The organism is Vibrio sp. E14 (genome assembly GCF_020515785.1).
Taxonomy (GTDB): domain Bacteria; phylum Pseudomonadota; class Gammaproteobacteria; order Enterobacterales; family Vibrionaceae; genus Vibrio; species Vibrio diabolicus.
The window spans coordinates 242545-265661 of record NZ_JAHPJI010000003.1 but is presented as its reverse complement, the minus strand read 5'-3'; the positions used below and the strand labels follow the sequence as shown (position 1 = coordinate 265661).

At 45.5% G+C, this 23117-nt stretch carries 17 protein-coding genes; 9 read left to right on the top strand and 8 right to left on the bottom strand.

All coding sequences use genetic code 11. The features are described 5' to 3' along the window. Positions 1-15 precede the first annotated feature (15 nt). The 5 genes from LIX84_RS10670 to LIX84_RS10650 all read right to left on the bottom strand — a co-directional run bounded on the left by LIX84_RS10670 (position 16) and on the right by LIX84_RS10650 (position 6704). On the bottom strand, positions 16-1632 hold the full coding sequence (locus LIX84_RS10670) for an endonuclease (protein WP_226421272.1): 1617 nt from the start codon (positions 1630-1632) through the stop codon (positions 16-18). 332 nt (positions 1633-1964) lie between these two features. Beyond that, the gene (locus LIX84_RS10665; protein ID WP_226421271.1) at positions 1965-3578 is read right to left on the bottom strand and encodes an alpha-amylase family glycosyl hydrolase; all 1614 of its coding nucleotides are present in this window, start codon (positions 3576-3578) and stop codon (positions 1965-1967) included. 120 nt (positions 3579-3698) lie between these two features. Further along, on the bottom strand, positions 3699-4205 hold the full coding sequence (locus tag LIX84_RS10660) for a glycosidase (protein ID WP_226421270.1): 507 nt from the start codon (positions 4203-4205) through the stop codon (positions 3699-3701). A gap of 317 nt (positions 4206-4522) precedes the next feature. Then, complete coding sequence (locus tag LIX84_RS10655; RefSeq protein WP_005398230.1) at positions 4523-5332, bottom strand: MalM family protein; 810 nt, start codon at positions 5330-5332, stop codon at positions 4523-4525. Between the two features lie 100 nt (positions 5333-5432). After that, positions 5433-6704 carry a maltoporin gene (locus LIX84_RS10650; protein ID WP_006740823.1) on the bottom strand — a complete coding sequence of 424 codons (1272 nt, stop codon included), beginning with the start codon at positions 6702-6704 and terminating at the stop codon, positions 5433-5435. Positions 6705-7150: 446 nt separating this feature from the next. Here LIX84_RS10650 and glgX point away from each other — a divergent pair, with 446 nt between their 5' ends. Next, complete coding sequence (gene glgX / locus LIX84_RS10645) at positions 7151-9142, top strand: glycogen debranching protein GlgX (protein ID WP_226421269.1); 1992 nt, start codon at positions 7151-7153, stop codon at positions 9140-9142. Between the two features lie 78 nt (positions 9143-9220). On the opposite strand, the gene LIX84_RS10640 is transcribed toward glgX, so the two are convergent. Further along, positions 9221-10591, bottom strand: coding sequence for an L-serine ammonia-lyase (locus tag LIX84_RS10640; RefSeq protein ID WP_085342490.1), 1371 nt, complete (start codon positions 10589-10591; stop codon positions 9221-9223). An 11-nt stretch (positions 10592-10602) separates the two neighbouring features. Then, positions 10603-12144, bottom strand: a complete 1542-nt coding sequence (locus tag LIX84_RS10635; RefSeq protein ID WP_005374777.1) for a sodium:solute symporter — start codon at positions 12142-12144, stop codon at positions 10603-10605. Between the two features lie 339 nt (positions 12145-12483). On the opposite strand from LIX84_RS10635, the gene LIX84_RS10630 reads away from it, so the two are divergent. The 7 genes from LIX84_RS10630 (at position 12484) to LIX84_RS10600 (ending at position 20121) form a co-directional block, all read left to right on the top strand. Continuing rightward, positions 12484-13779: an MFS transporter gene (locus LIX84_RS10630; RefSeq protein WP_150917473.1), complete on the top strand. Its 1296-nt coding sequence runs from the start codon at positions 12484-12486 to the stop codon at positions 13777-13779. Positions 13780-13880: 101 nt separating this feature from the next. Further along, positions 13881-14897, top strand: coding sequence for a nuclear transport factor 2 family protein (locus LIX84_RS10625; RefSeq protein WP_005374772.1), 1017 nt, complete (start codon positions 13881-13883; stop codon positions 14895-14897). A gap of 176 nt (positions 14898-15073) precedes the next feature. After that, the gene (locus LIX84_RS10620) at positions 15074-16159 is read left to right on the top strand and encodes a porin (RefSeq protein ID WP_226421410.1); all 1086 of its coding nucleotides are present in this window, start codon (positions 15074-15076) and stop codon (positions 16157-16159) included. A gap of 257 nt (positions 16160-16416) precedes the next feature. After that, positions 16417-17424, top strand: a complete 1008-nt coding sequence (locus LIX84_RS10615; RefSeq protein WP_182019605.1) for a LacI family DNA-binding transcriptional regulator — start codon at positions 16417-16419, stop codon at positions 17422-17424. Positions 17425-17571: 147 nt separating this feature from the next. Beyond that, positions 17572-18216, top strand: coding sequence for a recombinase family protein (locus tag LIX84_RS10610; RefSeq protein ID WP_124008131.1), 645 nt, complete (start codon positions 17572-17574; stop codon positions 18214-18216). Next, positions 18213-19397: a multidrug effflux MFS transporter gene (locus LIX84_RS10605; protein WP_048625450.1), complete on the top strand. Its 1185-nt coding sequence runs from the start codon at positions 18213-18215 to the stop codon at positions 19395-19397. Before LIX84_RS10610 ends, LIX84_RS10605 begins: the two co-directional genes overlap by 4 nt. A gap of 79 nt (positions 19398-19476) precedes the next feature. Beyond that, positions 19477-20121: an START domain-containing protein gene (locus tag LIX84_RS10600; protein WP_182019610.1), complete on the top strand. Its 645-nt coding sequence runs from the start codon at positions 19477-19479 to the stop codon at positions 20119-20121. 16 nt (positions 20122-20137) lie between these two features. On the opposite strand, the gene LIX84_RS10595 is transcribed toward LIX84_RS10600, so the two are convergent. Next, a complete protein-coding gene (locus LIX84_RS10595) occupies positions 20138-20347 on the bottom strand; it encodes a DUF3955 domain-containing protein (RefSeq protein WP_226421268.1) in 210 nt (69 codons plus the stop codon). Between the two features lie 505 nt (positions 20348-20852). Between LIX84_RS10595 and LIX84_RS10590 the strand changes: the two genes are divergently transcribed. Next, positions 20853-23099, top strand: coding sequence for a CehA/McbA family metallohydrolase (locus LIX84_RS10590; RefSeq protein ID WP_226421267.1), 2247 nt, complete (start codon positions 20853-20855; stop codon positions 23097-23099). Positions 23100-23117 lie beyond the last annotated feature (18 nt).

The following is a 23117-nucleotide window of genomic DNA, read 5'->3' as shown; positions in this document are numbered from 1 at the left end:
AAAATCAAGAAGGTATTAGTTTCCCCAAATCTGTTCAACAAACTCAGGATGATCAATGAATGGATTACGATTGCCCTGAAACTCAAACACTTGTTGATTGCGGTTTTGTTCTTTTTCACTAACGGGATCATTTTTGTGCCAACGTTTCAGCATGTTTAACATCCAAGGTTCAAAAACCGTTGAACTTGAACCATCAAGGACAGCATCCGCATTGCTTGAATTGCCTTCCCAGTTACCTACAACATTTTCATAGCGGGTTGCCATGTAGAAATAGGCACGAGCAAAATCGCCTTTAAACTCATCGATCGGCTCAAACACCGTACCGGAATAACCTAGGCCTGTGCTTGCTTGACCAAGTTTAGAGCCATTACTAGACACGTACGTCGCGGTGGCAACTTCACCAAATGGCCAGTTACTGCGCTTCGCGTTCACATAGCCATCGGTCGCAAACAAATGATGACCATCGGAGTTCATCGGCTCAACTTTACCGCCAAACCAGCTTTTCGGGAACGAGTGTTCACGGTTGTAGCAATCCCCTTCTTGGCTATATTGACCACATTGGTCTGTCACTTTCGTGAAGCTGATAGCATCACTGCCCGCAGGTTTCTCTGAATACATATCGAGAATAGAGCCATCATTTTCGTAATAGCGATCAATATCAGCATCTTTTACCAAGGTCCACACCGCAGAATAACCTCGGCTAGTGTGGTTGTTGATGATGTTAAACAGCGCCGTTTTTAGAGCGTAGCCCGTCTTGCCAGACGCCGCTTGGTAGTAACCATCAACTACTGGTGGGGTCGTGGTTGAGTCACCTAACGTAAAGTCGGTGGTTTCGTTTTTCGCAAATTCAGCGCCAGAGGCAAGTGTATTATCCCCCACCTTCAACGCGTAAGACCCCGAACCATTGCCACAGCAAATGCCGTCGCCATAGCTGTCTTGAATCGTAAATTGGTAGTTAGCATCGGCTAAACACATGGTCTTTTCAACAGTGGTTGACGACTCATACCCCTGACCAGAGAAAAGCACTTGCGCTTGGCTATTTTTCAACTCCCAGCTAGTTTCTGAGCCATAGTTGTCCGTCGTGAGTGTAAGAACCACTTCATGATCACTACAACTTTCTACAGGAGGTTGTGTACTCGTCTCAGTCGGTTGAAAATTATCGACGTAGACAACTTCTGAGCCATCAAAACTGGCTTCATCGTAAAAACGCAACCCGACATTGATGGTCTTGTTCGAGCTCGCTGTGTAGTTGTGCGCGAGCTCTTGCCACTGGTTTACCTGCTGCGGATCTGAGTAATTGTGATAACCATCAACCACCAGACGTGCTTTTACATTTCCTTCGGTGTGATAAACCGAGACAGAAAACGGATAGGTTTTCCCTTGCTCCACATTAATGGTTTGCAAAAGGTCAGTGTTGCTTTGGGTACCTGTATTCACGACGACTTGAGCAGCCAGGCCGCCCGATTTGATTTGTTCGCTGCTTGGCGACACCGCGATGCCAGCGTCAATCACTGACCACTGCGTAGGCGCACTGCCATTCCACTGTTCAAAGTCACCATTGAGAATTTGGCTATATGCAAGCGGAGAGCTAATAACAGCAAGAAGACAGAGGGGTTTCGTTATGGATTTCATTATACTTTTCCATTAGTTATGTAAATCCCAAACACGATAAACATATTAGTAAGGCATAAGTAATCCTTCGGTCACACTTTTACGTTGCACAAGTGTTAATTTACTTTTTAATGTGCAGCTTATCTCACAAATATCTGCCTGCCGAAAACAAACGCCAATGAAAAAAGCGAAGCAACCTGTTGGCTACATCGTTGGAAAACCATTAAGGGAAAAGTAAAACGGACGGAAAAAAGCCAAGTGTGCGCCTATGGGGGTCAGCAACAACACTTGGCTTGTGTATGAGAAAAGCTTCTGGTCAGCTCAACTGATGAGCGGTGATTCTGGATACTTCCTTAGGGTGTAACCGCAAAGAATCGACCTTGTAATGGCGACATCGGAATTTGATATTGACCATTGCTTGGCGTAATTTTTTCATTCGTGAGCAAATCCACCAACTCACCAGTTCCAACATTCTCCTGAGCAAGAATGACGGTTCTCGCGCTCTCTAAGGTATTTAGCGCAAACAAGACTTTGTCTGAACCAGATTGTTTCAAGTCCACATAACTGCCGTTACTCGCAACTAAATTCATGCGTGACCCCTGATACAATGCTGGGTGCGCACTGCGCATCGTCATCAGCGATTTCACATAAGCTTTGAGATCGGCTTGGTTTGCGTCAAGTGTCGCCGTCATACCTTCAATTTTTGCACTGCTGCGCGCAACGTGATCATCGCACAAACCTTGAATGGCGCAGGTGTTGTTGTCTTCTTTTGCGGCAAAACCATCCACTTGATCCCCGATTTCATCACCGTAGAACAACGTGATTGGCCCGGTGTACGCAGCTTGGAAGGCAAACGCGGCTTTATGGCGTAACCAATATTCTGCATCATTCACATCCGCCAAGTTTCCGCGTTGCAACAAGTCACCAAAGCGTACTAAATCATGGTTGCCGATCATCAAATTCGGCTGCGCATGCGTTGGATATTGGTTGTGTGTGCTATAGCCGTTGTCTAGCCAATCCACACCGCGACCACCCACGCCACTCTCGTTCACGGCCAGTGTTTCTACGATGCGATAGCGCATCGGGAAGTCAAATGCAGAGCACAATGCTGGATCGCTGTTCGATCCATACGCCTCATTCGCGATCTCAGACTCCCCTTTCCAAATCTCTGCCACCATGTAACCCAACGGATTCACTTGTTCACCTTTGCTATTGGTGTACGTCACACTTTGTGAGGCTTCATCGACAGCTTTACGAAGTTGTGTCCAAGCGTCTGTCGGAACTTGATAGGCTTGATCTAAACGCCAACCGTCAATTTTGAGTTCTTTGATCCAATACGTCGCCACCTCTTTGTAGAAATCGAGACTGGCCGGATAATCAACCGGGTTGCTTGATCCAGATGGCAGCAAACCGGAAGGTGAGGGTTTGATCAAGCCATCTTTGTAATGACCAAATACGCCATCAAAAAATACGTACAAACCACGTTTGTGTGCTTCTTCAACTAGGGTTTTCGCGGTCGCTAAATCACCAAATTTTGGGTCGATCTTAAAGTAATCTGTAGCAAAATAGCCCGTGGCATCCAAACGATCGGCCCAGTGATCTTGTCCTGCTATCGCTTCAGACTCAAAAACTGGCGTCAACCAAATCGCGTTCATCCCTAAATCTTGGATGTAATCGAGTGAATCAATCACCCCTTGCAAATCGCCATTATGATGACTGGTGCCATAGCCCGTACCGTGACCAATGCTCGCATCGCCATCCACAAAACTCTCGACCATGATTTGATAAGTACGAAGTTGGTTACTTTGCGCCATGACATTGGCTTGGCAAGCATAACTGGTATCCGGTTGCGGAGTGCTGCTATTAGTATCGCCACCACCAGAAGAATTACACGCAGATAAAGCACCAATCATACTTAATGCAAGCAGCGATCGATACAGGCGATGGTTACGTCGAACGTTACGCATTTTATTCTCCCTAACTTACTCAAATTAAGTAAAAAAAGTTGAGTAATAAAATTAACCCCAACATGCTTCCCATGTAGGGGTTAATAAATAAAAACAGATTTTAAATAACTGAATGGAATATTATTGACACTTATTTACCATAACATGAAGCGGTTTGCCTTTTCCTTCAAATTGAAGGCTCCAGACATATTTACCATCTTCTTTAATATCAACTGAAGTATCTGTACCGTAACCACCAAATGTTAGTGGTGTTAATTCACCAACGTTCATTCGATTCCCTTTAGCGGTAAATTGTGGGAACCACAACTCGGTCGCATACTGCATTTTGTAGGAACCTACTTTTTCTTGAACTACAGCTTGGTAGAAGTTATTCCCTTTGTAGGTGTATTGACGTTGAGGCACGTGTTTCCAGTCGGAATCCGCAAACGTACCCACCACAAACAGTGGTTTAGAAATTGGTCCTTTCGCCGTACTATCTGGGTTGTCACACGCTTTCATGAAAGCAACCACTTCGTCTTGAGACATATTCACAACGGGCTCTGCGGCCGCTTCTGGTTCTACAGTCGATTGACAACCCACTAAGGCAACAAGTAGGGCAGCAGCAAGAGAGGTCTTCATCATGTTCATTTCACGTAATTCCTTTTTAGTATATCCAAAGCAAAATAAACTCAACGTTTAAAAGAAATATCAATCGTTATTAAAATGGAAATATCAAACGCTAAATAAATATCTTCGGATTGCGAATTTAAATTACTTCGAGAATTTTATTTATTTCCTAAGTACAAAAAATAAGTTAGGAACTGTCAATAATTATTGATCTAACCAATATAAAAAACAAAACAATAAAAATAATTATGTGAATAAGATAACTCTATGTAGGGGTATTTTTATTGGTTTATATTCTATGAAAAAAGGCCAGCATTTTGCTGGCCTTTTATATTCAATTATTTTTTATTTACGGCTTTCACAAACACTTGTTGCGCACCTTCAATACCCAGCTCTTTTGCTTCATCGAGCAAGGTGAGTGCTTTCGGAATATCGTTCGCTGCCACTGCCGCTTCAATTGAGCTGTGGTAGTAGCTAGTGAGATCCGTACCTTGAGGAATGTTGTCGTTTTTCGCAACAATCTTGGTATTCACGATATCATTTGCGGATACCGACAAACGGAACTGACCCAGTGGGCTGTGTTTCGCTAAAGGGTCTGCAATATCTGGCGGCTGAGTGTGGCGCGCCATGGCGAAGGCTTTTGCAGGATGCAGAACTTGCGTACTGCCTTTTAGATCAGCGGAAGTCGTGTACACCAATACATGCAGATCGTTACCTGTCATGTCTGGAATCACATTGAGATCAAGTACGAATTTATCGTTGTCCAACAGTTTTGCTGGTTCGTACTTAAACTTTGAGAAATCTGCTTGGTAAATGGTTTCTCCTGCCGAGTTCATCACTGCGACATTAGGAGCATAAAATTGAAGTTCTTTACTTACGAATGTCTCTAATTTGATATCGAGACTGCCACGGTTGCCCGGAAGAGCAAACGCTGCAATAGCGCCAGCACTGTTACCATCCAACAGCATTTGGCTTTTATCAGTCAAAGCGAATTCAGTAACCACAGGTACATCAACCGTTACCCATTGAATATCACCCGATTGAGTGATCACTTGTTGCTGACCTTTTGGACTCATCTCTACTTGTTCTACGGACGCACAACCAGTAGCCAACATGCCCAGCAGTACGGGAGCAAGCCATTTTTTCATTACTGTCTACCTCGACTCTTTATTGTTTTTTAAATAAATACAGCCAGATAAGTTCTGGCTGTATCATTCTAGGACAATTTAGGACTTAGTGGTTAGATGATTACCACCAAGCTTCAGCTTGTACACCGAATTGGAACGTATCGTCTGAACGACCGTTGTCAAATGTGTTAGAGTTGTCTTCTTTGTCAGCCGTTAGGTAAGAAGCGTAAACACGGATTTCAGGACGAGCCCAGAAGCTAGAACCAGCAGACCATGCTTGAGCAACAGTTAGCTTACCGTATTTGTTTTCGTCGCCGTCGTTATCATCGATAGCGTAACCAGCTTCGAAGATAGTTTTGTGGTTGTCATCCCATTTGTACATTGGACGAACTACAACAGACATTGTTTCCCACTTGTCTTGGCCAGCCCACATGTCTTCACCAACACCGTAAACTAACTGGTGACCCATTTCCCAGCTGTCACCCATGCCGATTACACCCCAGTTGATTAGACGGTAACCAGATGCACCGTTATCAGCTTCTGCGCCGTACCAGCTACCGTCGCCGTAGAATGCCATTGTTTTTGAGTAGCCTTCAGTACCGTACTGAAGCACTGTTTTGTTGAAACCAGCGTCTAGACCTTGAGTCAATTCTGCTGTGAACATTACGCCGTTTTTCGCATCTTTAGTGCCGTTTGGCGCAGCGTCAGTTTCGTTAAGGATTGCGTAGTTCAAGCCCATTTCTAGAGAACCGTTGTCCCATAGAGGAAGACCTGCATAACGTACGTCTAGAGTGTTAACGTTTGTATCGCCGCCATCGTTACCTGGATCTGCGATATCGCCACGGTCGTTACGAACCCAAGCGAAAGAAACTTTACCTGGACCAGCTTCGATACCTTCAACACCAGCGCCCGCGCCAGAGATGTTCCAGTAGTAGAAGTCAGAGATATGAATGTCGTGACGTTGGTAGTAGCGCTTACCAGCCCAAAGTGTTGCTTCTGGAGCAAAGTTTAGTAGGCCTTTAGCTTGAACGTTGAATTGACGTAGTGCGAATTGTGCATCGTCAACACATTTCACTTCGCCGTTATCCAAACCACAGTTAGCAGAAGTGCTTTCCCAGTCGTTTGAACCATTAGAAGTCATTGCAACCATAGAGTCTACGTAGAACGTTTTGCCGTTGTTGTTGTAAACTTCTTTACCTAGTTGAATCTCGCCGTAGATATCGCTTTCATTACCTAGACGACCGATCTTGTTCTTTTCGAATGTTAATTGTTGACCACCGTCAGCGTTCACGCCAACGCCAGCACGCATGTAACCGTGGAAATCCACTGCGAACGCAGAACCAGCAGCTAAAGTTGCAGCCACAGCAGCAGCAATTGCACTTACTTTTTTCATTCTTAACTCCATTAAGGGTATTTATAATTCTGTCTTCCCTGCTCACTCTTTTAGGTGAATATAGGCAGTAAAAACACACCTAAAGAAAGAGAGGTAAGATGGGAACGAATCCCCGTTTGTTTCAACAGTTATGAGATTACCCGAGGCGTACAAGGATGACTTCCTCCGCCCCAAACTAATTTAGGGGGGATGAGAAGGGAGTAGAAAATTTACCGAATGGTGTTTTTTCGAGTCAGATCACCAATCTAGGGAGGAATTAGTAAGTTTATTCGGTTTTGAGCCGCTACAAAGTGATAGCCATTTCATATTTTTGACTCTAAGCCGTCACATAAAGTAATTAAATTACATGAATATTTTTATATTTAGGGTGGTTGACCTTAGTAAGACAAAGTTTTTAACTTATAGTTTCCTAAAGGTAGCAATAAGTATTAAATAAAGTATCTCCGATGACACGACTTCTCTCTCGCCCATACCCCTTGGGTGCAACTGTAAATAAAGAAGGTTGTAACTTCTCTATTCACGCACCAGGGAATAAAGACATAAAACTCGCCCTGTTTGCAGACGATGGCAGTTACGCGCTTCATGATTTACCGAATGAATACGCTGGCATACGTCATACTTTTATTCCGGATATTAAGCCGGGGCAAAAATACGGTTACCTTGTCTCGCACAAGGAAGAGCCACTATTAATTTCTGACCCTTACGCAAAGTCAATTGATAAAGCCCTCCACTACCACCCTCCCTACTCTCCAGCCAAAAGTTTCGATATGCCGAAGTGCATCGTTATCGAAGATAATTTTGACTGGCAAGATACGGATCATCCGCGTATACCCAGAGAAGAGATGGTGTTGTTTGAGACACACGTCAAAGGGCTTACCCAACTTCACCCAGAAGTTGAGGACAAGCTGAAGGGGCGCTATTTAGGTCTTGCATCACCTAAAATGCTGGCCTTTTATGAACAGCAAAACATCAACACGCTGCAATTGCTACCTGTCGCTGCGTGTATGCATGAGCCTCACCTACTAGAGATGGAAAAGGTCAACTATTGGGGGTACAACCCTTATCTCTTTATGGTGCCTGATCCGCGCTATGCAGAAAAAGACGCCGTCACAGAGCTCAAAACAACGATTCGAGAACTGCACAAAAACGGCATCGAAGTGATTCTCGACGTAGTTTACAACCACACCGCAGAGGGGGGGGAAGGGCCTACAATTTTCAACCTGAAAGCGCTCGATTCCCGTTTTTACATCAAACATGGCAACCACTTCGCAAATTACACTGGTTGTGGCAACACGGTCGATCTCACCTATCAACCCGCTTTAAACCTTGTAATGGATACATTGCGCTACTGGGTTAGCGAATTTAAAGTCGATGGCTTCCGTTTTGACTTGGCTGCAACGTTAGGTCGACAGGGCGATGATTACAACCCAGAAGCAGCTTTCTTTAAAGCCGTCGCGCAAGACCCAATTTTGCGTGAAACCAAATTGATTGCCGAACCTTGGGATATTGGCCCAAATGGCTACCAAGTGGGTAACTTTCCATTTGGCTGGAACGAGTGTAATGACAAACTGCGTGATATTTCCCGCAGTTTTTGGCGCGGTGATCAAGGCTATTTAAAAGAGTTTGCCACTCGATTAATGGGCTCTCGTGACATTTATAGTGCAGCGAACTGGCCATACAAACTCACGGTGAATTACATCACGTATCACGATGGCTTCACACTGCAAGATTTAGTGTCTTACAAGCACAAACACAATGAAGCTAATGGCGAAGAAAATCGCGACGGCCACGGTGACAATCGCTCAGAAAACTACGGTGTCGAAGGCGAGACGGAAAATCTGATGATCATCGCCACGCGTGAGAAGCAAAAACGCAACCTTATTGCCAGCTTGCTGTTTGCTTTTGGAATCCCACACATCCTCACTGCTGACGTGCTGTCTCACACCCAAGGCGGTAACAATAATGCCTATTGCCAAGATAACGAAACCAGTTGGCTTAACTGGGGAGAAACGGAGCGTAAGCAACATTTCAAAACGTGGATGTCACAAATGGTCGCCAACCGAAATCAATACATGGTGCCATTTATCCGAGCTTTCAGTGGCGAAAACCGCAATAACAACCGCATTTTCTGGCGCCGAACAGACGGTCGCTTAATGGAGCATGATGATTGGAACCGTTTAAGCTCTGTCGCACTTCACCTTGGCATCGGTAAAGAAGGACAAGAGCTGGTCTACCTCATCAACCAAACTAACGCTACAGCGCGCTTTAAGCTCCCTAATGAGCGAAAGCAAGAATGGGTAACGATCTGCGACACAAACGTACGTAACCTCAACCCAGGGCATGCTGAAGGCGAGGTTTTGCTATCACCTACTTCGATGGTGATTTTGCATTACCAACCAAACCAAAGCACACCAAAAGGTGAGCAACCGCATAGCTAAGTTATAAACGTTCCAAAAAAGCAAAGCCGATGCATCTCTGTGCTTCGGCTTTTTTATTGGTTAGATTTACTTAACTCATTATTCGCAAGGTGGCGCTAGGTGAACCAGAGCCAATCCACCCAGTGACGTCTCGCGGTATTTCTTGTTCATGTCTTTGCCCGTTTGGTACATGGTTTCAATCACCTTATCCAACGAGATCAAACATTTACTATTACGCTTTAATGCCATGCGAGAAGCATTGATCGCTTTCATTGCACCCATCGCATTACGCTCAATACACGGCACTTGCACTAAGCCACCAATTGGGTCACAAGTCATGCCTAGTGAGTGCTCCATGGCGATCTCGGCCGCAATACAAATTTGTTCATTGCTACCACCACGCAGCGCCGTCAAGCCAGCTGCCGCCATGGAAGAAGACACGCCAACTTCGCCCTGACAACCCACTTCGGCACCCGAGATAGACGCATTAGTTTTGTATAAGATGCCAATCGCACCGGATACAGCAAGGAAGTCTTTAAGCTGTTTAGTATCGAGCTCTTTGATGAAGCGATGGTAGTACATTAATACCGCAGGAATCACACCCGCCGCACCATTGGTTGGCGACGTCACCACTTGTCCACCAGCAGCGTTTTCTTCACTTACAGCAAAAGCAAATAGGTTAATCCAATCCATGATTTCCATTGGATCGTTTTCGATTGCTGCATTTGCTTCAAGCTTCTTCAACAAGTTTGGCGCACGGCGGGTCACGTTCAAGCCACCATCCAAGATACCTTCTGTCTCAAAACCGCGCTCCATGCAACGCGTCATCACACGCCAGATCTGTTCTGCGCGTTGATTGATAGCTTCCATATCCTGAAACGCTTGTTCGTTTTTCAGAATCATACCGCCGAGGCTCATGCCATTCTTCTCTGCCTGTGCCAACATTTCGTCTGCGCTGGAGAATGGAAACTCAACTTCTACGGGTGCAGTCGCACTGCCATTTTGCAGTTCATCCGCCGTTGCGATGAAACCACCACCGATAGAATAGTAAGTTTCAAAACCAACCTGATTGCCGTGCGCATCTAACGCAGTAATCGTCATGCCATTCTCATGCAGAGGAAGATTCTCTTCATGGAACAACATATCCGTTTTGTAGTTGAATTCGATTTCATGACGGCCATCGACAGACATCATGCCCTCTTCAATCGCCTTGCGCATCGCTTTGTTCGCAGAAGCGATTTTGATGGTATCTGGTTTATTACCCAACAGACCCAAAATCGTTGCACGGTCAGTATGGTGACCAATCCCCGTTAACGAGAGTGAACCGTATAAATCGACTTGAATACGAACCACTTTTGCCAGGTTCGATTCAATCAAACGAGTGAAGTGGTAACCCGCGATCATTGGACCATTGGTGTGAGAGCTAGAAGGGCCCACACCAATCTTGTAAATATCAAAGATGGACAGCATAAACTTACCTATTACGACAATGCAGCATAAAGCCAATCAGGGAGAACCATACAAGCAGCGATGGTCGCCACAGCGAACACCAACAGCCCGTAGTGGCTTGCGGTTGGCTTTGCAAAAAGATGTTTTTGATTATTGATAAAGATTTGTTGTTCGGCAGTCACAGCGCCCCAACGACGACTCACTAACACACCAAACAAAAGGAAGACGAACGTACCAATTGGCGCGAACCACGGCCAAGCCACGTCGAGATACATCGCAGTAAACACCGCAATCACACTCATGATACTGCCAACGATCACGCCTTTTTCGTTGGCTTTCGCCCAGAATAAGCCAAGCACGAATGAACCCAAACGGATACCAACAAAGATAGAAGTCAGACTAGCGATGGTTTTGAGTACCGATTCATTCGATACCGCCAGAAGAGCTGGCACTACCACCATGGCCGCCGCAAGCAAACTCATCTTTCTTGCGACTTTTTCGTAGTGCTCATCATCGGCACTTTTGCGAACGAAACGCTTGTAGATATCGAACGTTGCGACGGTCGCCATTGAGTTGTAGGTCGAATCCAAGGTCGACATTGCGGCCGCCGCCAACGCGGAAATGATCAAACCAACGACGATTGGGTTAGTGTGGTTGAAGACGAAATCCAAAATCACTTCATTGCTGTTTTCAAACGATTGATCTTGATAGAAAACACTCAAAAGAACACCGAGTACCGCGAAGAACAAGTACACGAAAAACGCACCGTAACCACACAACAGCATTGACTTCTGCGCCGTCTTTTCACATCTCGTCGCTAACGTGCGTTGGATGATCAATTGGTTGGTGCCGTACACACTCAAATGCAAAAAGCTCACGGCAACCACGCCAGCCCAGAGTGTGGTATCCACGCCCAAATCAAAGTCTAAGTTGATGATATTCAAGTGATCACGAGAAAGGTAATCTGCCGCATTAATCTCTGTCATTAGAATGGCAAAGATAGCGATGCTGCCTGCCACCAATACTGCAGATTGCAACATATCGGTCCAGATAACCGTGGAAATCCCGCCCGCATAGGTATAGCAAGCGGTGAAAATACTGATGTAGATAATGGCTTCAGAAATACTGATAGGCAGAACTTGCACTAAGATCAGCGCCACGGCATACAGAATCACACCCGCAGATATACATTGGACAACAATGAACACAATCGAGTTGATGGTTCTTGCATACACCCCAAAGCGGTGCTCAAGATATTCATAAATCGAAGTCAGACCCAGCTTATAGAAGACAGGTACAAAGAAAATGACAGTGAAAAAGATAACGATGGGATAGTTAAGGTGAATACTCATCGCTTCCATGCCAGAGCTATAAACCCAACCAGGCATCCCTACAAACGTCATCGCACTAATGTAAGTCGCAAGTATCGAAACACCTGCCGTAAACCAGCCAAATTGCTTTCCACCCGTAGAAAAGTCGCCACCATTGCTGTAGCGCTTATTCACTAAATAGCTGATTAATATGGTGATTAACACGTATAACGCAATCACCACAAAGCTTGAGTACGTAACCATTTAAGGGTTTCCATAATTCTGGGTGCTAATTATTTGTGCTTGGATATTACTTTAAAAAAGCATATCTAAACGATAATCCCGCCATAACTGTGACTACAATCACCAATATAGACGGTTATATATTCAAAAATGCCAAAAAGACCGATTTAATGAGACTCCCATCACTAAAAACCACTAATTGGGTACGCATTCATTTTAAAATTGATATTGATCACGGATCTAATGACCTTAAAAAAACTATGATTCACCACGACACGAAATCGAAGATGATCCCAATAAGATCGTGTTCTTTAAGTTTGAATAGCAACAAATCCTAAGTGAAATAGAGGTTTATCGGTCATGAATGCCAAAAGACACATGAGCGAAGTTCCTATGATTCAAAGGGTAGCTGCCTATCTAGCGATACTGGTTGGTTACTTTTTCTATTGTTATAACTTTGTAATTATTGACTACGTACGCCCATACATCGTTGAAGCGTATGATGGTATTAGCCTGTCAGACACTGCCCAGTTCTATACATGGCAGTCGGTTGGTGCACTCATCGGTGCATTGAGCTGTGCTTGGTTCGCAACAAAATTTGGTAAGAAATCCACTCTTATTACCATCACAGCCCTAAACGGTGGTGCAACGATCATCAATATGATGTTCACCGACTACACAACATGGGCAGCAATGCGTTTCATCATTGGTTTGTCACTGGGTGGTTACTTCACCGTAGCAGTAAGCCTGATGATCGGCCTATTTACGCCAACGGTACGTGGTAAGTTGACGGCATTCGCGTCTTCTATGTTCTCTGTAGCACTGATGGTAATGGGTGCGTATGCAGCGTTTATTGCAAGCATCGATGCACCATGGGAAAGCCTAATGCTTGTTGGTGGTATCCCACCATTGGCAGCCGCTGTGGTCATGATCTTCGTACTACCTAGCGACAGCAAAGTGATCGCTTACGGTGAAGAAGAGCAAGCAAAAGCGGAAGAATCAGATGCACCAGCGAAAAAAGGCTCTTGGGGAGAAATGCTAAGCAAGCCTTACCGTAAGATCACACTAACGTGTCTATTACTGGCTGGCCTTAACTTCTACGGTTTCCAATTCTTTGGTGGCTTCGTAACCACTTACCTACGTGATGTACGTATGTTCGACGGTGCAACCATCGGTCTCATCTTCTCTATCTCAGCATTTGGCTCACTGTTTGGTGCGTGGTTCTGGGGTTGGGTAGCTGACAAATTCGGTCGTAAGGTGAACGCATTTGGCTTCATCCTAGCGGGCATCATGGTTTCAATCTTCTTTGTTGCACCTGGCGACATGGTGATTGGCGGCCTAAACATGCTGGCTCTACTTGGTCTGATTTACAACTTCGGTCTGTCTTCTTCAGCGGTATGGGGTGGTTACTTCTCAGAACTGTTCCCAGCACACCTACGTAGCTACGGCGCGGCGCTATTCCACGGTGGTCGTATCCTCGGTATGTGGGCACCAATGGTACTTATCTTCATCCAAGAACGTACCGACCTACAAACCGCAATGTGGGGTTCACCAATCGTATGGATCCTTGCTGGTCTTCTATGGCTATCACTGCCAGAGACACTAAAAGGCGGCGTGCTCGATAAGAGCAAAAAAGCCGAAGCAGCAAAAGCGTAACTGAATTTCAAAAACTCCGGCTGGCTCCCCGGCCGGATGAAAAAACTTAATTTCGAGTCCTGTTCCCAAAGCCGACTCGACAGCAAATAAGAGAGTTTATTATGTCTAAATATCAAGAAGCGAAACGCGTTGTACGTGAATACTTCAGCGCAATGGAAAACGCAACTCACGAGAACGTGGCAGAAGTACTAAAAGCACACACTTCAGAAGATTACCTATGGCGTGGTGTTTACCCATTCCGTGAGCAACAAGGCGCTCAAGCAGCGGCTGACGTTTTCTGGGCTCCTTTGATGAAATCAATGACTCGCATGCAGCGTCGTCAAGACATCTTCATCGGTGGTGAGAACGAAGTAACATCAGGTGAAATCTGGGTAATGAGCATGGGTCATTTCATGGGTCTATTCGACGCTGAATACCTAGGCATGCGCCCAACTGGCAAGATCATGAACATCCGTTACGCAGAATTTAACTGTGTTGAAAACGGCAAGATCACTAAGACTGGCCTATTCCTAGACCTTCTAGGTGCAATGGACCAAGCGGGTTGTTACCCACTACCACCATCAACAGGTAAGCACTTCGTATACCCTGGCCCTCGTAACCACGACGGTCTACTGTTCGAAGACGCAGCACCAGAAGAAGGCGTAGCAACACTAGCACTAGTGAACAAGATGGTTGATGACCTATCTGCACTAAACGACAGCGGCGCAATGGGTTGCCCACCAGAAGTTCTTGAGAAGAGCTGGTCTAAAGACATGATCTGGTACGGTCCATGTGGTATCGGTGCGTCTTACACAATCCCTCGTTACCAACAGCAGCATCAATTGCCGTTCCGTAACAACCTAAAAGACAAGAAGTTTAACGGCCACGTATGTCGTTTCGCAGAAGGTAACTTCTCTTGTTTCTTCGGCTGGCCAAACCTATCTAACACGCCAATCGGTGGTTTCCTAGGTATGACAGGTGGTGAAGTACGTGCAGACATGCAAGTGGTTGACGTTTACTACCGTGACGGCGACAAGTTATCTGAGAACTGGGTACTGATCGACCTTCCTTACTGGCTAAAACAGCAAGGTCTAGACGTGTTCGAGCGTACTCAACAGATCCTAAACCCTTCTCTATAAGAAGTCCTAGGGGCGGATTGTCAACCCGCCTTTATGTTGCCTGAGTCCCCTCTCGGTTCAGGCGACATGCTCCCAACTCGTGCCTCAAGGATGGGGCACAACCTCAAGATAGAACCCTTAATCAAAACGGGCAGAACGCACGGTGGCTTTCTGCGCCCTGAATAATGAGATTGATGATGAAAAAGTCGACCCTTTCTGCAGTGATTTTAGCAGCGCTTACTTCTAGCTCAGCCTTTGCTGCACACACTTTTGTTAATGACGCTGGCGACAGCCTAACCATCGATGGCCGTTTCGATCTTCGCTACCAAGACCGTGGCGGTGATGACAACGGCGAATGGAACAGCGGCAGCTCACGTTTCGGTTTGAAAGGCCAAATGGGTCTTGATAACGGTTGGACTGGTTTCGGTCACGCGGAATGGGGCTACAACTCTGGCGCGAACGGCGACAACATTTACGACCGCTTGCTATACGCAGGTGTTGATCACGAAAAATACGGCAAGATTGCTGCGGGTACTAAGCAGTGGTCTACCTTCTACGACGTAGCATGGTACACCGATTTAGGTCGTGTATTCGGTACTCGTGGCTCAGGTGTTTACAACCTAGCTGACTGGGGTATCGCATCCGGTGCAGGTCGTGCAGAAAACTCAGTTACGTACCGTAATTCAATTAATGAAAAAGTGAGCTACGGCTTTACTTACCAAACCACGCGTGAAGATGTTGCTCTAGCAAGCAATGCGACAGCCTCATTGAAAAACGGCATGGGTGCGTCTATCACTTACAAACCCGTTGATGGCGTAACACTTGGTGCGGCTTACCATCAAAATGAAGTTGCGGATCTAGACGCAAGCGTGGTTGGCGTAGAAAACAGCGACAACATGCGCATCATGCTATTGGGCGCAAACTACAGCAACGGTGGCTTCTACGCGGGTGCGACTTTCCACGTTGGCGAAAACTGGGAAGCAGTGAGCCAAGGCGGTACGGACGTAATGTTCGATACCCTAGGTGGTGAAATCTACACTTACTACCACTTCGACAACGGCCTACGCCCAACGTTGAACTACAACTACATGGAAGATCGTGGTGACGAGACACAAGGTTACGAGCGTAACTTGCTGATTCCTGGTCTTGAATACCACTTCCAGAAGAACAAATTCCTAGTTTGGACTGAATACCAGTTCGACCTAGGTAAAGATCAGTACGATGGCAGCAAATTCGAAAACCGTGATGATCAATTCGCGGCAGGTATTCGCTACTACTTCTGATAACCACGAGATAAGTTATTCCGGTTACGTAACTTATTCGATTTAGTGGAAATGGGAAATAAGAGCAAGCCTTACCTTTCTTGGGTAAGGCTTTTTTCGTATGCAAAACATGCAATGTGACTTGGGTACTACCCAAATTGCGCCACCAAAGACAATCCAATCCTTTATTTGCCTAAATCTTGCTTATTTCTCTTTATGAGTACGTACCTATTTGTGTTAACCTAGTCACAGTTAAACTGACTTATGAATCAACTCACATGAATCCTGCAAAACAAACCGTAACATCGAAGGACGTTGCCAAACTGGCTGGCGTTTCTCAATCTACTGTATCGCGTGTGTTTGTTCCGGGCAGCTCAGTATCTGAGAAGACCAAGCAAAAGGTCTTTGAAGCTGCGAAAGCCCTAAACTACCGTCCAAATGCTTTTGCACGTAGCTTGACCACCAACGAATCTAAGTTGATCGGTTTGGTATTCCCCGATGCGGATTACCCTATCCACATGAAAACACTCCAATTGATTTCAAGTGAATTGCAGAAGCAAGGCTACTCAGCAGTGTTGATTCCATGGCAAGTGGATGATGAAGACAACCACTCAATCCCGAACATCTTCCAATACCGTGTAGATGGTGTCATTGCCGCTTCCGCTACTTTCAACAAATCACTGTATGAAGAGTGTGAAGAGTTCAATATCCCTATCGTTCAGTATGCACGCGTCGTAGAAGGCACTAAGAGCAGTTACGTTATCAGTGACAACTACGAAGCTGGCCAACAAGCCGCGCAACTTTTGCACAAAAGTGGCGTGAAGAACGCGGTTTACCTGACGGGTGAAGTGCCAACATTTACCAACGACGAGCGCCAAAGCGGCTTCTGCTCTGAATTTGAAGACCTAACTAGTAATACGCCACGCATCGTTGAAGCCACTTATGATTACGCTAGCTCACTCGACAAAATCCGCGAAATACTCGCTGATAAAAACCGACCAGAAGCCGTGTTCTGTGCGACCGACAACCTTGCAATGGCTGTTATGGATATTGCGCGTATCGAATGCGAATTGAGTATCCCGCAAGACTTACAAGTCATTGGTTTCGATAATATTCCGCAGACAGAGTGGTTGAGTTATCAGTTAACCACATTCCGCCAAGATTTTCGTCGTCTCGCTCGCGAATGCGTGAAGATCATTGTTGATCAAATCAATACTAAAAACGGTAGCTTGGTCAAAATGATGGTACCAGTGAAACTAATCGAGCGGCAGACAACGAAAGCTTGAATGACTAAAGCCAACCATTCGGTTGGCTTTTTTATTTGCTTTTGCTCAACCTCAATGGTCCATTTAGTGTTGTAAGCATTAATGAACCTCTGTATATTTATGAGCCATTACAGTATATGAACCAAACTTAAAAGGCGTATAGTCCATATGGCTACTTATCTTTACACACGTTATTCGCCAAAAAATCGAGCTTACCAAGAGCACCTTAATACTCTAAAAGCTTTTGCGCCCGAAGCTCAGCATTTTGAGGATAAGGTTCGTGGTTGCATGCCTCCAACCGAGAGAGAGGCATTCTTACAACTGCTCGATTCCGTCAGAGCAGGTGATACGATTGTGCTCTGGTGGCTAACGGCATTTGGTCGAGATTTTAGTCAGGCGTTAAATACAATCAAAGTGTTACTAGCAAAAGGGGTCACACTGAAAACCGTTTGTGAACCACTCACATTTGAACCGGATTCTGTTCAAACTCAAACGCTACTCACCGTGTTATCTGGATATGGAAAAGTACAGACTGAACATCGCCTGTTTGCAGCAGAGCAAGGACGGCAAGCCATTAAAGATCAACCAGATTTGTGGAAACAGAAATTTCGCGGACGCCCAGCAGACAAAACTAAACACCAACAGATCGCAACGTTGCTGTTAGAAGGCTATACGTTGAAGAGTGTTTCGGAGCAGTGTGATGTCAGCTTATCTACCGTAAAACGCGTCAAATCTAAGTTAAATGAAGTGGATGATGAAGGCTGCCTCAGAACACGAAAGCAAAGAGGTTATTCTGATGGTGATCCATCATGAGTCGCCCAATCAACTTTCGCACTATCTTACTCGCCTGTCTTATTATCAGTGTTGGCCAATTGAGCATGGGGCTTGTTATGCCCTCTTTGCCATGGATCGCAAAAGACTTTTCTATCTCCCTTGATCAAGCCCAACTGCTCGTGAGTATTTACTTACTAGGCTTTGGCCCCTCTCAGTTCATTTACGGTCCGGTATCGGATGCTTTGGGTCGAAAAAAAGTGCTACTGACGGGCTTGCTCATCGCGATGTCTGGTCTATTGATGATCATTTTCCTTAGTGACACCTTCACAGGCATGGTGATGGGGCGTTTTCTACAAGGCTTAGGAACAGGGTGCTGCGCGGTACTCGCGAGAGCATCGACTCGAGATAGATTTAGCGGTGATGAGCTCCCTGTCGCCATGTCTTACATCGCTATGGCAGCTTCGATCACGCCACTCATTGCACCTGTGATTGGCGGTTTTATCAACTTCCACTTTGGTTGGAGTATGGTGTTCATTTCACTGTTAGGTTATGTCTCACTCGCTTGGGTAATCATCGCCTTTAAGTTTACAGAAACCATTGCAAAACGATCTGTTATCCCGTCACCACGCAACATGCTTTTCCAGTATCGAGACTTGGTGACGTCACGTTACTTTATGAGTTTTGCCAGCATCAGTTGGTTAAACTTCAGCCTGATGATAACGACCGTGTCCGTGATGCCATTTATCATGCAAGACCAAATTGGCATGACATCCGATCAATACGCAATGTGGGCACTCATTCCCGCTTTAGGTATGTTAGGCGGCACCACGATTTGTAACCGAGTAAGGCCAATTATCGGCAACAAAAGAATGCTACTTTGTAGTCCATTCCTGCATCTCAGTGCTGCAATATGGTTGTTCTTCTGCCCGGTAGAACCGCTGTATTTAATGTTGGGGCAACTATTAATGATCTTAGGTAACGGCATTGCCCTACCTTGCGCGCAAGCCATGGTAATGCAACCCTACAAAAAGCAGGCTGGTGCTGCAGCAGCCATGTCTGGAGGTGGACAAATGATCGTATCCTCATTGGTCAGCTTAACATTGGTACAGCTTGGTTTAAGCCAAGCCTGGCATCTATCAATCGTTATTGTGGTGTTTGCAGCAATAACGCTCACCAATATTCAACGAGGTTTTGGAGCAGATCAACCTTCAGAACAGTAACGAAAAGACTTACTATTGTCCTTATAATTAAGAACACATCGTATAAGCTTTAACTAAGGATAAGTTGGCGGGTACTAACATGATGTTGCATTTACGAATTGGCGCGCTACTACTCGCCACTTTTATATCCGCTGGCACCGCCGCGAAAGCCAACGAGTACTGGCAATTTGATAGTGACGATAACGGAATCACTATCTACTCTCGAGAGCATACCGGCGGTTTAGTTGAGATTCGTGCTCGGATGTTCACACCCACCAGCTATGGCGCATTTTTAACGCTATTAGAAGATAGTGACAATATCCCGAACTGGATTGACAATGCCAGTCATAGCCGGGTTTTAAATCAAATATCAGCCACCGAAAACATCGTTTATACCCGATTTACGGCGCCATGGCCTGCAAAAAATCGTGATATGCTCACCTACTCTAAATATTGGGTCGATGAACTTGGGTTCACGATAAAAATCAAAAGCGCACCAGACTCATATCTTGCTGAACAAAAGGGCTATGTTCGCATTCGTTCGGTTGATGCAACTTGGGAATTACAAAAGCTCACTAATGGCACGACACTCATTGACTACAAAGCGTTTGCTGACCCCGGAGGCCTTTTGCCAATCTGGCTAATCAACAAACTATCAAAACAAAGTGCACGAGCAACATTTAGTAATCTAAGGAAAGAGTTACCAAAATATCAGCAATACTCCCATCCTCAGATAAAGGAGTAAACTTCACGTTTGCTCTTTAATTACGATTACGGTGTTTGACAAAAGAGCCCACAAAAGAGGCGAAGGCTAACCCCAAAAAGAGCCAAAACAAAGGGATAAACCCAAATGACTCTACTAATAAGCCATTTTCATCTACGTAAGAGCCCTGAGCGTGGTAAGCAATTAAACATGCCACACCGCTCAAAAATAAAACTACGCTCAGTTTATATTTACGAATAAACCCCATCTAAACCTCAAGCAATCAATTGATATGTCTTCGACATATTGCCACCGCATATAGTTCACTCAAAAAACATATTGTCTCTATGTTTGCTCCAATCTTTATTAGAGGTCTTTTAATCAGAGACAAGATAAAAACCCAAACATAAAGAATAAAAAGTCAAATTTAACTCAAAATATTATATGCGTTCTCAGAACTATCTTGACCTTTTTTCTCACATACACAATGTAATTGTTATCATTTTGTTTGCTCAATGCTGCCAAAAATCGTTCACACCTCTCCCAAAATAATTAGTGTTCTAAATATTTTTATCACTCTACGCAAAAACAAACCAAACAACAAAAAACCTTTAAAATCAAAATTTAATGATTAAAAGTCAATTGTAAAACAATAATAGCAACGAGTTAACCTCTTCATCTCTTTCGCTTTTTTAATTGAACGTCTAATCAAATTAACGCACAATGCCTTCGACAACTCACATAATAAATCATGAAAAAAAGGAAGTGTCTTCATGCATAATTTTTCAAAAAGTGCAGTGGCAACTTTAATCTCTGGCCTTTTGCTTGGAACTTCAGCGCATGCGGGAGTGAGTATCACACAAGGAAAGACCACGATCCCCGATGGCGAAGCAACACACGCTCAAGACATTACCGTTCAAAACGAACATGTCGCCTTCGCTCTCGCTATTGAATCCGCACCACCATGGGGCGTACCGCGAGGAACATTGGTCGATTTGGCAGCAGTAAAGAATAGCAAAGTAGATCTTGACCGTGTTGCCTTTGCTGACTTCATTCCTAACAGCTGGTCCGCATGGCCGAATGATCGCAAATCCATTGAAATTATCGAAGACAGCGACAATAAAGCGGTCATTAAAGTGAGCCGCAACTTCGATAACGTTGATATCACAACGTGGTATACACTCGCTTCTGGATCTGACTCAATTGCGCTTAAAACGGTCATGACCAACCAAGGTAAAAAAGATCTCGCGTTAGAATCAGGGCACACCATTTGGCCAGACACTGGCTACCAATTTGCCGTGCCGGGGTTGGAAGGGAAAGAAGAATCCATGGCCGACCATGCCCTCGCCGATCGCATGGTCGCTTATGATCGAGACTGGGCCTTTGCACTTCATGCTCCTTATTTTGATCGCGTCAAATACAATGGTCGTGACATGTACCTGGGGCATACCTTGAAAGCAGGTGAAAGCCGCACTTTCCAATCCCGACTACAAGTAGTTCCGAATGGAGACATGGCTCCCATTGTTAAGGCAGAAGCTGACCGACTAGGACAAGCGACAGGCACCATCAACGGCCAATTACGCGCGGATAATGGTCGTATTCCTGAAGATGCCATCGTGATGATCGAAAAAGAAGGACAACCCTATGCCTGGACATTGGCCAAAGATGGCCAGTACAGCATGGCGCTGCCTGAGGGTGAGTACCAAATCTACGGCACAGCGACTGGTCACGCAAACAGCAAGCTGCAATCGATTAAAGTGGCGAGAAATAGCGAGCAAACACTCGATTTTACGTCTCTAAAACGCCCAGCAACTCTCTCACTTCAAGTTGAAGAGGCAACATCAGGTCTGGCCAAAGATGCGAGAATCACCATCCTTGAAGGTCAAGCGCCACCGGTTGAATTTTTGGGTAAACGCACCTTCTTTACCGATCTGCTGCCTGCAGGTCATGCGGAGCTAAAACTGGCACCCGGTCAATACAAATTAGGTATCAACTCTGGTGGAGGCTTTACAGCTAAAACCCAAACATTAGACGTAACCCTAACGTCCGGTAAAACGACGAAGCAACGAGTAGAAGTGCCTCAAGTGACGTTTCCTAACCGTCAGCATTGGTATGGCGCAGATTTACACCATCATGGCAACGTGTTGGAAGGCGTTACTCCGCCAGAAATTGTTGTGCGTGCTCAATTGGCAACGGATCTTGATCTGACTTTCATTAGCGATCATGACTCAACCATTAACCACCAGAAGTTTGCAGAACTATCTGCGAAACGTGGCGTGCCTTTCATCCCGTCGATCGAAGTTTCGCCATCATGGGGACATATGAACCCATTTCCTATCGATAATGGCGCCGAGCTAACGGTCGATCCTGGCACTGCTGACGTTCACACGTTACTTAACGCCGTACATGAGATGGGGGCTGAAGTCGTACCGATGAACCATCCATACAACGATTATGGCTACTTTACGAATATCGCTAAAAATGCAGTCCCTGGTGGTAAAACGGATCGCTTCGACCTTATGGAGCTTAATGCGCGCGTAGACAATGAACCAACGTTGAAGAAAGCGCATAAACTCTGGGACCTGGGTGAAGCAATGTACTTTACGGCGGGAACCGACACCCACGATGCGTGGAACCAACTCACGGGGCAGATTCGAATGATGGCAAGAGTCGATGGCGAGCTAACGCCGTCGAAGTTTGCGCAAGCACTTAAAGCCGGCCATGGCTACGCAACACAAGGCCCTATTCTTTATCCGCAAAACATTATGTTTGGTGAAACAGCAACAGCTGGCGATACGTGGGACATCCACGTCGTTGCAGCCGATGGTCTAAAAGAAATTCGATTGATCGGTAAAGGCGGCAACGTGCTGAATACCCTGACGATTAACCCGAAAGTTGATACTCAACGCATAGAGCTGTCGCTACCTATACCTAGCGACGCAGAGGGATGGATAAGTTTAGAAGTCGAAGATAAAGACGGCAGCACGGCCTGGAGTAACCCTGTTTGGTTGCAGTCATAGTCTTGATGGAAGTCCGAC

Excerpts from the sequence above, each read along its gene's own strand:
- glgX (WP_226421269.1), top strand. The coding sequence starts at position 7,151 with ATGACACGACTTCTCTCTCGCCCATACCCCTTGGGTGCAACTGTAAAT.
- LIX84_RS10610 (WP_124008131.1), top strand. The coding sequence starts at position 17,572 with ATGGCTACTTATCTTTACACACGTTATTCGCCAAAAAATCGAGCTTAC.
- LIX84_RS10595 (WP_226421268.1), bottom strand. The coding sequence starts at position 20,347 with ATGGGGTTTATTCGTAAATATAAACTGAGCGTAGTTTTATTTTTGAGC.
- LIX84_RS10670 (WP_226421272.1), bottom strand. The coding sequence starts at position 1,632 with ATGAAATCCATAACGAAACCCCTCTGTCTTCTTGCTGTTATTAGCTCT.
- LIX84_RS10590 (WP_226421267.1), top strand. The coding sequence starts at position 20,853 with ATGCATAATTTTTCAAAAAGTGCAGTGGCAACTTTAATCTCTGGCCTT.
- LIX84_RS10620 (WP_226421410.1), top strand. The coding sequence starts at position 15,074 with ATGAAAAAGTCGACCCTTTCTGCAGTGATTTTAGCAGCGCTTACTTCT.
- LIX84_RS10615 (WP_182019605.1), top strand. The coding sequence starts at position 16,417 with ATGAATCCTGCAAAACAAACCGTAACATCGAAGGACGTTGCCAAACTG.
- LIX84_RS10605 (WP_048625450.1), top strand. The coding sequence starts at position 18,213 with ATGAGTCGCCCAATCAACTTTCGCACTATCTTACTCGCCTGTCTTATT.
- LIX84_RS10640 (WP_085342490.1), bottom strand. The coding sequence starts at position 10,591 with ATGCTGTCCATCTTTGATATTTACAAGATTGGTGTGGGCCCTTCTAGC.
- LIX84_RS10625 (WP_005374772.1), top strand. The coding sequence starts at position 13,881 with ATGTCTAAATATCAAGAAGCGAAACGCGTTGTACGTGAATACTTCAGC.
- LIX84_RS10650 (WP_006740823.1), bottom strand. The coding sequence starts at position 6,704 with ATGAAAAAAGTAAGTGCAATTGCTGCTGCTGTGGCTGCAACTTTAGCT.
- LIX84_RS10655 (WP_005398230.1), bottom strand. The coding sequence starts at position 5,332 with ATGAAAAAATGGCTTGCTCCCGTACTGCTGGGCATGTTGGCTACTGGT.
- LIX84_RS10660 (WP_226421270.1), bottom strand. The coding sequence starts at position 4,205 with ATGAACATGATGAAGACCTCTCTTGCTGCTGCCCTACTTGTTGCCTTA.
- LIX84_RS10665 (WP_226421271.1), bottom strand. The coding sequence starts at position 3,578 with ATGCGTAACGTTCGACGTAACCATCGCCTGTATCGATCGCTGCTTGCA.
- LIX84_RS10630 (WP_150917473.1), top strand. The coding sequence starts at position 12,484 with ATGAATGCCAAAAGACACATGAGCGAAGTTCCTATGATTCAAAGGGTA.
- LIX84_RS10635 (WP_005374777.1), bottom strand. The coding sequence starts at position 12,144 with ATGGTTACGTACTCAAGCTTTGTGGTGATTGCGTTATACGTGTTAATC.
- LIX84_RS10600 (WP_182019610.1), top strand. The coding sequence starts at position 19,477 with ATGATGTTGCATTTACGAATTGGCGCGCTACTACTCGCCACTTTTATA.